This window comes from Natrinema ejinorense, assembly GCF_002494345.1.
Classification (GTDB): Archaea; Halobacteriota; Halobacteria; order Halobacteriales; family Natrialbaceae; genus Natrinema; species Natrinema longum.
This window is the reverse complement of record NZ_NXNI01000001.1, coordinates 3978068-3988345: the sequence shown is the minus strand read 5'-3', so window position 1 is coordinate 3988345 and position 10278 is coordinate 3978068. Positions and strand designations below refer to the sequence as shown.

Annotated in this window: 11 protein-coding genes; 9 read left to right on the top strand and 2 right to left on the bottom strand. The window is 64.7% G+C overall.

What is annotated here, in order from left to right:
* Positions 1-248 precede the first annotated feature (248 nt).
* The 6 genes from CP557_RS19580 to CP557_RS19555 all read left to right on the top strand — a co-directional run bounded on the left by CP557_RS19580 (position 249) and on the right by CP557_RS19555 (position 5532).
* Positions 249-425 (top strand): DUF5786 family protein, encoded by a 177-nt coding sequence (locus CP557_RS19580; RefSeq protein WP_097381462.1) that lies wholly within the window; start codon positions 249-251, stop codon positions 423-425.
* 3 nt (positions 426-428) lie between these two features.
* The gene (locus CP557_RS19575) at positions 429-1004 is read left to right on the top strand and encodes an endonuclease dU (protein ID WP_097381461.1); all 576 of its coding nucleotides are present in this window, start codon (positions 429-431) and stop codon (positions 1002-1004) included.
* A 276-nt stretch (positions 1005-1280) separates the two neighbouring features.
* Positions 1281-1877, top strand: a complete 597-nt coding sequence (locus CP557_RS19570; RefSeq protein WP_097381460.1) for a uracil-DNA glycosylase — start codon at positions 1281-1283, stop codon at positions 1875-1877.
* 83 nt (positions 1878-1960) lie between these two features.
* Positions 1961-2428 carry a hypothetical protein gene (locus tag CP557_RS19565; protein WP_245853062.1) on the top strand — a complete coding sequence of 156 codons (468 nt, stop codon included), beginning with the start codon at positions 1961-1963 and terminating at the stop codon, positions 2426-2428.
* 59 nt (positions 2429-2487) lie between these two features.
* Entirely contained in the window at positions 2488-3150 is a 663-nt protein-coding gene (gene hisH, locus CP557_RS19560; protein WP_097381459.1) for an imidazole glycerol phosphate synthase subunit HisH, read from the top strand.
* Positions 3151-4332: 1182 nt separating this feature from the next.
* Complete coding sequence (locus tag CP557_RS19555; RefSeq protein ID WP_097381458.1) at positions 4333-5532, top strand: Cdc6/Cdc18 family protein; 1200 nt, start codon at positions 4333-4335, stop codon at positions 5530-5532.
* Positions 5533-5595: 63 nt separating this feature from the next.
* Here CP557_RS19555 and CP557_RS19550 read toward each other — a convergent pair whose 3' ends face one another.
* Complete coding sequence (locus tag CP557_RS19550) at positions 5596-5952, bottom strand: hypothetical protein (RefSeq protein ID WP_097381457.1); 357 nt, start codon at positions 5950-5952, stop codon at positions 5596-5598.
* A 157-nt stretch (positions 5953-6109) separates the two neighbouring features.
* Here CP557_RS19550 and CP557_RS19545 point away from each other — a divergent pair, with 157 nt between their 5' ends.
* Positions 6110-7285, top strand: a complete 1176-nt coding sequence (locus tag CP557_RS19545) for a sensor histidine kinase (RefSeq protein ID WP_097381456.1) — start codon at positions 6110-6112, stop codon at positions 7283-7285.
* A gap of 85 nt (positions 7286-7370) precedes the next feature.
* Positions 7371-8486, top strand: a complete 1116-nt coding sequence (locus CP557_RS19540) for a tRNA (guanine(26)-N(2))-dimethyltransferase (protein WP_097381455.1) — start codon at positions 7371-7373, stop codon at positions 8484-8486.
* A 5-nt stretch (positions 8487-8491) separates the two neighbouring features.
* On the opposite strand, the gene CP557_RS19535 is transcribed toward CP557_RS19540, so the two are convergent.
* On the bottom strand, positions 8492-8692 hold the full coding sequence (locus CP557_RS19535; RefSeq protein WP_097381454.1) for a hypothetical protein: 201 nt from the start codon (positions 8690-8692) through the stop codon (positions 8492-8494).
* A 240-nt stretch (positions 8693-8932) separates the two neighbouring features.
* On the opposite strand from CP557_RS19535, the gene CP557_RS19530 reads away from it, so the two are divergent.
* Positions 8933-10231, top strand: coding sequence for a YihY/virulence factor BrkB family protein (locus tag CP557_RS19530; protein WP_097381727.1), 1299 nt, complete (start codon positions 8933-8935; stop codon positions 10229-10231).
* Positions 10232-10278: the final 47 nt, after the last annotated feature.

Here is a 10278-nt window from a genome sequence, read left to right as displayed (position 1 = left end):
ACGCTGACAGTGGACGGCGGGCGGCAAAAACGGTCCCCTCGAGGACCGACGAGAAAAAGGGTATCCTCGACGACGGGACGGCGATATCGTCCGACACTGTCTGGCGGCTACGTTATTGGCGGATATGTTATGATAAATCGTCGAACGATCCGTTCCAGAGGCGCTCCCGAACGGGATGGCTGGTTGGAAAACCCTAATAAACTGGTAACCGCGGAATTTTTCAATCGGAATCCCGTAGGTTACACCGTATGGGATTCGGGAGCTACGACGAATCCGAGCAACAGGAAGTCGACGCTGATTTTGACGACGACGACGCGGTTCAGTCGGGAGAGAACAGCCACAACGGAACCATCGAGTTCGAAAACGGTGCGTCCAGCGACGAACTGCTCGATCGGCTCAAGGAGATCAAAGACGAGAACGACTAGCGGATGAAAAACGGGGTGCGGGCGCTGGGCGTCGCCGAATCGTATCGGGGCGATGCCGATCGTGGCCGGCAGAGCACGCTGGCCGGGGCCATCGTTCGCGCCGACCGCGTCTGCGACGGCCTCGCGTACGGTTCCTGTCGCGTCGGTGGGACCGACGGAACCGACGCCGTCATCGATCTGATCGACGGACTCGACCGTCCGGACGCCCGGTACGTCCTGCTCGGCGCCGTCGCCCCCGCGTGGTACAACCTCCTCGCGCTTTCGCGCATTCGAGCGGCAATCGAGCGGCCCGTCATCGCCGTCACCTTCGAGGCCAGCGACGGCCTCGAGGCCGGCCTCCGGGACGCGTTTTCCGGCCCCGAACTCGAGGCACGGCTCGCGACCTACCGAGCGCTGCCCGACCGGCGCGAACTGTCGGTCGGCGACGAGACCGTCTACGTCAGGCAGGTCGGCCTCGAGGCCGCCGAAGCCGACGACGTCGTCCGGGCGTTCACGCCCGACGGCGGCCGTCCGGAGCCGATCCGGGTCGCGAAGATGGCGGCTCGAGCGGCCGATTCGTACGCCCGTTCGTTCGAGTGAACCGGCGCGAGAGCGATCCGTGTCGCGAACCCGACCGCGAAGCTCGACTACCGGAGGCCGGCCGTCGCGGCCGTAGTTGCTCGACCGATCGGATATAGACCTTACTGGATTCTATACCGGAGCATTACTGTATTCGTCGCGCCGGTCTCGATGGGAATTCGTCACGTCGGTCTCGATGGGAATTCGTCACGTCGGTCTCGATGGGAACCGGCCGGGAGATCACGACCGGCGGCTGCGTCCCGAAAGACGTAGGAGGCGACCGACTGAGCCACCTGTATGGGAGAGATGGAGGATCTCTGTGTCACGGAGTGTACGCGCTGTCCGGCGCTCGTCGACTCTCGAAGCCGGATCGTCAACGGTGCCGGACCGGACGACGCCGACCTGTTGTTCGTCGGCGAAGGGCCCGGAGCCAACGAGGACGAGCAGGGCGAGCCGTTCGTCGGCCGCAGCGGCACCGTTCTGGACGACGGGCTCCGGGACGTCGGCCTCGAGCGCGGCGACATCCGCATCACCAACTGCGTGCGCTGTCGCCCTCCGGAGAACCGCGATCCGAACAAAGACGAACTCGCGAACTGTCGAGGCTACCTCGAGCGGGAGATCGCCCGCCTTGAGCCGGAAGTGATCGTGACGCTGGGCAAGGTTCCGAGCGAGCATCTCCTCGAGCGCTCGGTCGCAGTCACCAAAGAGGCGGGCAGCCTCGAAGAGGTACGAATCGACGGCACGCCGCGGCGACTCCTGATCTGTGTCCACCCGGCGGCGACGCTGTACGACCGCAGTCAGGAGGAGACGTTCGAGAACGCGCTCCAGCGGGCGGCCGAGCTCGCGGGTGTCGCGGACAGCGAGGGGGGCCAATCGCGGCTCGACGGCTTCTGAGCGCGCCTCTCGAGTTCGATCCGGCTCTCGATGGAGGGCGTACCGGCAAAACTGTTATTTTCACACAGGCGGTCATTTCGGGTATGTCCCCCGCTTCGGACTCCCCTCCGGCCTCGAATCCGTCGTGGCGGTACGGCGTCTACCTGTTCCCGATTCCGCCGCTGTTGTTGGTCGTCACGTACGCGACGGTGAGCCTGTTTACCGTGGCAGCGCAGGCCGAATCCCCGCTGCTAGCGATCGGAGCGTTCGCCGCGACGGTCCTCACCGGCTGGGTCGCGTACCTGATCGCGGCGGTGGTAGCGGTGGCGCTGGCCATGGACGCGCTCGCGCTCCGCGATCATCCGGCGTGGAATCCGAATCCGTGGCTCGCGGCCGTACTCGGCGTCGTTCACTTCGGCGGCGCGTTTCTGGCGGTTCCGTATCTCGCCTCGGTGCCGGGAATCAGCTACTACGTGTATCGCCGTCGGCAGTCCGTCGACGGCGATGGCAACGGCGGTCACGACGGCGAACGCGGATCGATCGACCCCTCGAGTGGCGAGTACTCGACGTGAGAGTAATAGGCGGTTGCCCGAATGGTAATTCACTTCAACGCGGCTCACCGAGTACGCGTATGAGCACCGTTTCGTCTCCACAGGAGGAAGCTCTCGCCTCCGTCGTCATCGTCGACTACGGACTCGGGAACCTCCGCAGCGTCACCCGCGGCCTCGAGCGTGCGGGTGCCGACGTCGAGATCACCGACGATCCTGCTTCGTTCGCCGCGGCCGACGGCGTGGTCCTGCCGGGCGTCGGCGCGTTTCGGGAAGGCGTCGAGAACGCCGATCCGCTCCGCGAGGACCTCCTCGCGGTCGCCGACAGCGGCACACCCCTCTTTGGCATCTGTCTGGGTATGCAGATGCTGCTGACGACCAGCGAGGAAGGGGAAACCGACGGCGAGTCCGCCGTTCAGGGGCTGGATCTGATCCCCGGAACCAACGTCCGGTTCGCCGAGGGGCAGAAGGTGCCACACATGGGCTGGAACGAACTCGAGGTCCAGCGCGAGCACCCGCTCGTAGAGGGTGTCGACGGAAACTACGCCTACTTCGTCCACTCCTACTACGCCGCCCCAGACGACGAGGCCGCAACGGTCGCGACGACCGACTACGGACGCGAGTTCCCGTCGATCGTGGCCAACGACGAGGGGACCGTCTTCGGCACGCAGTTCCACCCCGAAAAGAGCGGCGAGACCGGGTTGCAAATCCTCCGGAACTTCGTCGAGATCTGCGCCGAGGAGTAGTCGGGGCTCGAGAACACGGGTTTCGAGCGTCTGGGTTTTGATTCGAACGCCTTGGTTTCGATATCGCCTCGAGGCGCTGTTCTCTGGTCCGGCGAACCGATCACGTCTGCGGACTCGGTCTCGTCCACAGAACCGAGCCCGTCCACACAGCGTCAGCGACGATTCGAGACGACTCCCTGGAGACACGGGTCCGGAAGACGACCTCGTGGAGACACACCCCTCGGTGCCGCTGTATGCAGCCGGCAGATGGCTTGTCCATCGGTGAATCGCCGGAATCGTCGATCGCAGCTTCTGAAATGTTGCCGGTCACGATAGTGGCGCCAAACGGAAACACCACTCCTATATACCCGTTCTGCGTTACCGTCCATTGATAGTATTGGACGGATCGTCCGGATGGTATTGGACGCCTTTCCCCGCTCGAGAAGAACGACGCGTTTAGCTCTCGGGTGTGCTATGCGTCTGGCTTTCGGGTGTCCTGTGGTCCGTCTTAGCGCTGATTCGGTCCGTTCGGGTGCTGCCTCCATCCCGGACTATCGATCGGGCCGCGCCGTCAGAGCCCATCCCGTCAGAGCCCATCGATTGGGCCGCGCGCCTCCCTCTCGAGCACCGCTTCGAGTCGACACACGATCGGGTCGTTACAGCGGCACTGTGGGGTGTGTGTCCCCACATACAGCGGCACCGAGGGGTGGAAACCGGCCGGCACACGGTCGATAGAAACGCTTTTTATTCGATACAGCGGAACTACGGTATCGTCCCGCAGCCCGAACTCGACTCCCGCCGGCCGGAACGGGCAGCTACCCCACGGATCCCGCCGGACAGGTGGCGTCCGTCCTTCGTGCGACCGACCACCATACAGCGGCACTCCGGGGTCCGACGAGCGAAATACGGAATCGAGGCGACTATACAGCGGCACTGCGGAGTGCAGTTCCGTCTATACAGCGGCACTCCGGGGTTTCCGGGGGACGCCGTGAATCCCGGCGCGCCTGCGCCGCCCCGACGAGTGACGATGGGCGACCGGGACGCCTATACAGCGGAACCGAGGGGTGGATTTTCACCTATACAGCGGCACTCCGGGGTGTTTTTCGCCCATCTCAGGAACGCAAGCGGACGAGCTCCGTGTATACAGCGGCACTCCGGTTCGGAACGGTTAAGTAGTCGTCGCGACTTGTCCTCGCTATCCGAATGTCGGATTCGATGGATTACTTCGGCAGCGAGAACGAGATCTTTCGGAACAAGGAGTTGCTGCAGGTTTCACACCTTCCGGACGGCGATCGGATTATCGGCCGCGAGGCCGAACTGACGAATCTCGCGAACGCGATCAAACCCGCGACGCGGGGGAACACGCCGAACAACGTTCTCGTCTACGGGAAGACGGGAACCGGAAAATCGCTGTGTTCGAAGTTCATCACGAATCAGGCCATCGAACGGGCGAAGGGCAACGAGGTCTCGATCGGCGTCGCCTACATCGACTGCCTGCAGGAATCGACCGAAACGCAGGCCGTCCAGTCGGCCGGGCACCAACTCAACGAGCAGTCCGAGACGGACGTCTCGATCCCCCACTCGGGGCTGAGCACGGCCGAATACTACCGCCGACTGTGGCACATCGTCGACACCCGTCACGACGTCGCGCTGATCATCCTCGACGAAGTCGACAAGATCGAGGACGACGACATCCTGATGCAGCTCTCGCGGGCCGTCGAATCCGGCAAACTCACCGAGAGTACGGTCGGCGTCATCGGTATCTCGAACAAGGTCCGCTACAAGGACTCGCTGGACGAGCGAATCAAATCGAGCCTCTGTGAGCGGGAGTACGTCTTCTCGCCGTACGACGCGACCCAGATCCGGGAGATCCTGCGCTCGCGGTCGGACGCGTTCCACGAGGGCGTCCTCGAGGACGGCGTCGTCCCACGCGTGGCCGCACTCGCGGCCCGCGAACACGGCGACGCGCGGAAGGCGATCGACATCCTCCGATTCGCCGGCGAGATCGCCGAGGAGAACGACCTCGAGACGGTCACCGAGTCCTGCGTCGACCAGGCCCACGAGCGCGAGGAAACCAGCCGATTGGCCGAACTGATCTCCAAGAGTCCCAGTCACGCGAAACTCGTCCTCGAGGCGATGGCGCTGTCGACCCAACAGAAGAAAGGCGACGACGCGCCGGTAACGACCAACGAGGCCTACGACCTCTACAAACGGCTCTGTGACCGTGATGGCTCCGAACACCTGAAACTGCGCCGGGTTCGGGACATTCTCTCGGAACTCGAGTTCCTCTCGATCATCGAACAGGAGCGCAAGTGGGCCGGCAAGGGGAAGGGCAACTACATGGAAAACCGGCTGATCGACGAGCCGGAGGTCATCATCGCTGCCTGTAACGAGTCCGAGTAGCGGCGCTCGATCCGAACAGCGTAACGCCAGTCATCGAGTTCGCGGGCGACGAGCGAAACCGGATTACAGCAGTTCGCGGACCTCGGAGTACCACATGTCGTGGTAGTCGACGTGACCCACCCGACGAGCGATCGCGACGGCAAGCGAGTGCCAGCAGCGCTCGGTCGGATCGTCGGCGTCGAGGTTGTACTCGCTGTCCTTGCAGGTACAGCCGCCGTCTTCGACGATGTACTCGTCGTCGTACCCGACGACGATCGTGAAATCCCGATAGGATTTCACGCGGTTTTCGCCGACCGCTTCGATGGCCCGAACCCCGCGGTCACCGTGAATCTCGGAAATGTCGCCGACGATCTCGGGCGTGAGTTCGCCGGCTTCCTCGAGAGCCGCTTGCCATCGCTCGACGGGGTTGGCCTCCGACACGTCCGTGACTGTGCGCCGAACTGTAAAATCGGTTTGGTTGTGTTCTGCTCGAGCGTCGTGCTGCTAGGTCGGTCGGGTGACGTGACGGAACGATCGAAATCCGCGGTACCTGATCGCTGGCGGAACGCGAAAATAGATCCGATACCGAGTAGCGCTGATGAGCCACTGCCACCGGGTCAGGTCCCCGCTCAGGGGGAGAGGTACAATCGGGGCGATCGGGGCGCTTTACGTTCTGCTCGCGCTCGGATGGGCGTTCGAACGGCTGACCGCAGGCAGTCCCGTTTCGAGCGTCGCCCTCGTCGCGAGTTTCATCGGCGTTCCCGGCTTGGTGCTCCTGTACGGCAGCTATCGATTGCCCCGGGCGGACGTTCTTCCCGAGTTCTATCCGACGATCGTCCACTGGTGTCTCGGCGGACTCGGGGTGTTGCTCGGCGTGCTCGCCCTCTACCAACTCGAGCCCGCGGAGAGCGTGACCGATCCGTTTCGAGCGGCGCTCGTTCTCTCGGCGTTCGGGAGCGTCGCGGGCTTTGGCGTCGGGATCAGCGACGCGTTCGCCAAAACGCGAGCCCGCGAACTCGACCGACGTAATCGAGAGCTACAGCGAATTAGACGGCAACTCGAGGACGCCAACGGCGAGCTCGCGTCCTCGAACGAACGCCTCGAGCAGTTCGCCTACGCGGCCTCCCACGACTTACAGGAGCCCCTTCGAATGGTGACGAGCTACCTCACGCTGATCGAGAATCGGTACGGGAACGACCTCGATAGGGACGGCCGGGAGTTCATCGGCTACGCCGTCGACGGCGCCCAGCGCATGCGCGAGATGATCGACGCGCTCCTCGAGTACTCCCGCGTCGGGACGCAGGGCGATTCGTTCGAACCGGTCGACCTCGAGACCGTCTTTGCGGCCGTCAGGAAGGATCTCGAAGTGCCACTCGCCGAAAGCGACGCGACGCTGGAGACGGCGGCGTTACCCCGCGTCGAGGGCGACGAGAATCAACTCCGACAGCTGTTTCAAAACCTGGTGAGCAACGCGATCGAGTACAGCGGCGACGACCCCCCACACGTTCACGTCACCGCCGAGCGAAACGGGTCGAACTGGACGGTGTCCGTCGCCGACGAAGGGATCGGCATCGATCCCGACGACCAGGATCGAGTCTTCGAGGTGTTTCAGCGACTCCACAGCCGCGAGGAGCACGACGGGACCGGGATCGGCCTCGCGCTGTGTAAACGGATCGCCGAGCGCCACGGCGGCCAGATCCGGGTCGAGTCCGTGCCGGGCGACGGCTCGACGTTCTCGGTGACGCTGCCGGCGGTCAGTGCCCGCGTCGAGTGAGCCCCACACGGTCGTCGTCGACGTCGCCCGTCGGGCACCCGTCCGAGACCACACGGTTTTTCGCCCGCTACCGACGAGAGGGCGTATGCGCGTCACCGAGGGCGGGGTCGAACTCGAGGTCCCCGGCGAACAGACGGAGGGGATCGAGGAGTCGGTCTTCTACAACCCGCGACAGGAGCTGAATCGGGATCTGACGATCGCGACGCTGCGGGCCTATCGCGAGCGCGAGGAGCGGGCCACATCGTATCTGGACGCGATGACTGCAAGCGGCGTCCGCGGCGTTCGGGCCGCCGCCGACGGCTGGGACGTCACCTGCTGTGACGTCGACGAGGAAGCGGTCGAACTCGCACGATCGAACCTCGCGCGAAACGACTGCGAGGCGACGGTCGAGCACCGCAACGTCAGCGCCCTCATGCACGACGAGCCCTTCGACGTGATCGATCTCGACCCCTACGGGACGCCGATGCCGTTCGCCGACGCCGCATTCGCGAACTGTCGCGACCTCGTCTGTGTGACCGCGACGGACACCGCACCCATGTGTGGGGCACACTTCAACAGCGGCGTTCGCTCGTATTCCGCGATCCCCCAGAATACCGACTACCACGCCGAGATGGGCGTTCGGATCCTCGTCTCTGCGCTCGCCCGAAGCGCCGCTCGCTTCGACGTCGGCGTCGAACCGATCCTGACCCACGCGACCAGCCACTACGTTCGGACCTACCTCGAACTGACCAACAAGCCCACGTCGGCCGACGCCGCGATCGACGAGCTAGGCTATCTCTACCACTGCGAAGACTGTCTCTACCGCGAGGCCGATTCCGGGCTGATCGCCGATCCGCTCGAGACGTGCCCCCACTGCGACGGCAATCGGATGCTCACCGCCGGCCCCGTGTGGCTCGGGCCCGTCCAGGACCCGGCGTTCGTCGGCGCTGTCCGGGACGAAATCCCCTATACGTTCGACACCGCACCGGAGGCACGGGAACTCTGTGACACGCTCGCGGCGGAACTCGACGAGCCGACCCACTACGACCAGCACAAGCTCTGTCGCAACTGGGGGCTGCCCGCGAACGCGATGGACGAGTTCCTGGCCGATCTCCGCGAGGCGGGGCACGCGGCCTCGCGAGCCCACTACGGCGGGACGACGTTCAAGACGGACGCGAGCGTCGGCGAGATCCGCGCGGCGACTGCGTCGAATCTCGGCTAATCGAGTTACTCGACGTCGGCGTAGAGGCGGACGAGCCCGCACTCGGGGCAGCAGACGCCCTGCAGTTTCGTCGTGTTTTTCAGGCCGATCTTCCCCAGCAGCCCGTCGCGTTTCCCGGTCGCGATGGACAGGCTCATGCCCTCGGTGTCGCGAACGGGGACCGATTCCATCGTCACGCCACAGTCCGGACAGCGTCGCTGGTCCATACGAACCCATCGACGGAATGTTGGAAAAGGATACTGTCCCGGAGCGGAACGGCCACGAACGGACCGAACTGCGGCCGTCGATCGATACTGACCGGATCAACGGCTCGGCGATCGAAACCGACGGATACAGCGCTGGGGTGGGGTCCGGGTCGGTGCGACCCGCGGCCGTCACAGCGTAAGCGTTCGTTGTGGTTCCATCCGACGGGATTAGATATACCGGCCGGCGTGGAAGGGTCGCCCGTGATCGATCACAGACGGGGACTCGAGCTGACCGGAGCAGCGCTTCGGCTCGCGCGGACCGAACAGCTGACGCTGCTTGCGGCCGGCGTCGCGTTCTACGGGTTCATCTCGCTCGTACCACTCATGTTGCTCGCGCTGGGAATCGCCGCGTCGATCGGCGGGGAGGCGCTCGCAGCGCGGCTCACGGCAGCAGCCAGCGACATCCTGACGCCGACGGCCCAGGAGCTACTCGCCGAGACGCTCGTCGACGATACCGGTCGGCAGGGAGCGACCATCGCCGGCATCCTCGGGCTGTTGTGGGGGTCGAGCCGCGTCCTTCGGGGCCTCGATCGAGCCTTCTCGCAAGTGTACGGCACTGCGGGGGAGAAGTCGCTCCTCGATACCGTCTGGGATGCGACGATCGTCTCCATCGGCATCACGCTGGGACTCGTCGTCGTCGGTGTCCTCGAGCTCGTGCTCCGGTTCGTTCCCGGATTCGGCGTGTTGGTCGTCGGCCAACTGTTCGTCGTTCTCGGCCTGGTCGCGACGTTCCTGCCGCTGTACGTCGTCTTTCCCGACGCGAACGTCGGGCTTCGCGAGGCAGCTCCCGGAACGATCGTCGCCGCCGTCGGCTGGTACGCGCTGGGTCAGGGGTTCTCGCTGTATACCAGCCTGGCAACAAGCTACGCGATCTACGGTGCGCTCGGTGCCGTGTTCCTCGTCCTGGTCTGGCTGTACGTCGGTTCGATCATCCTGGTCTTCGGCGCAATCCTCAACGCCGTCCTCGTCGACCGTGAAGTGGATCGGCAGCTACAAAGTCCCGGACACCGACAGATTTCCACAGAAGCGATGACCGACGACGCTACGGGTGCCGACGAGGGAGCCACGGAGGACCGCGCGAGCGACGCTGGGGAGAGACGGCGGGCCAGCGCCCGGACCCGGGATCGCGCCGGCGACGCGGAAGTCCTCCGCGAGGAGATCGAGCGGCTGCGCGACCGCGTGGACGCCTTCGAAGACGACGTCGAGGACAGGACCGTTCGAAAAGAGTCCCTCGAGGGCGAGCTCAAACGCTACGTCCGACGACGGGTTCGGCGCGGCCACGCACAGGACTGGGGCCCATACCTCGTCTTGCTGTACGGAACGGCGATGTCGATCGCCGCGTTCTACTTCCTCGAGGGTCCCTGGGCGATCCTCTCGATGCTGGTCGTCTGGACCTCGACGCTCGGCGTCTACGTGCTGATGGTCCTGTTTGGATTCGGCATCTCCCTGCTCGGAATCCCCGGCCGCCTCCGGAACCTGATCGGCGACCGACGCTCCTGAGGAGGCGTCTGGCCCCCGCCCCACTCGACCATTCCGCCCGCCTCTCG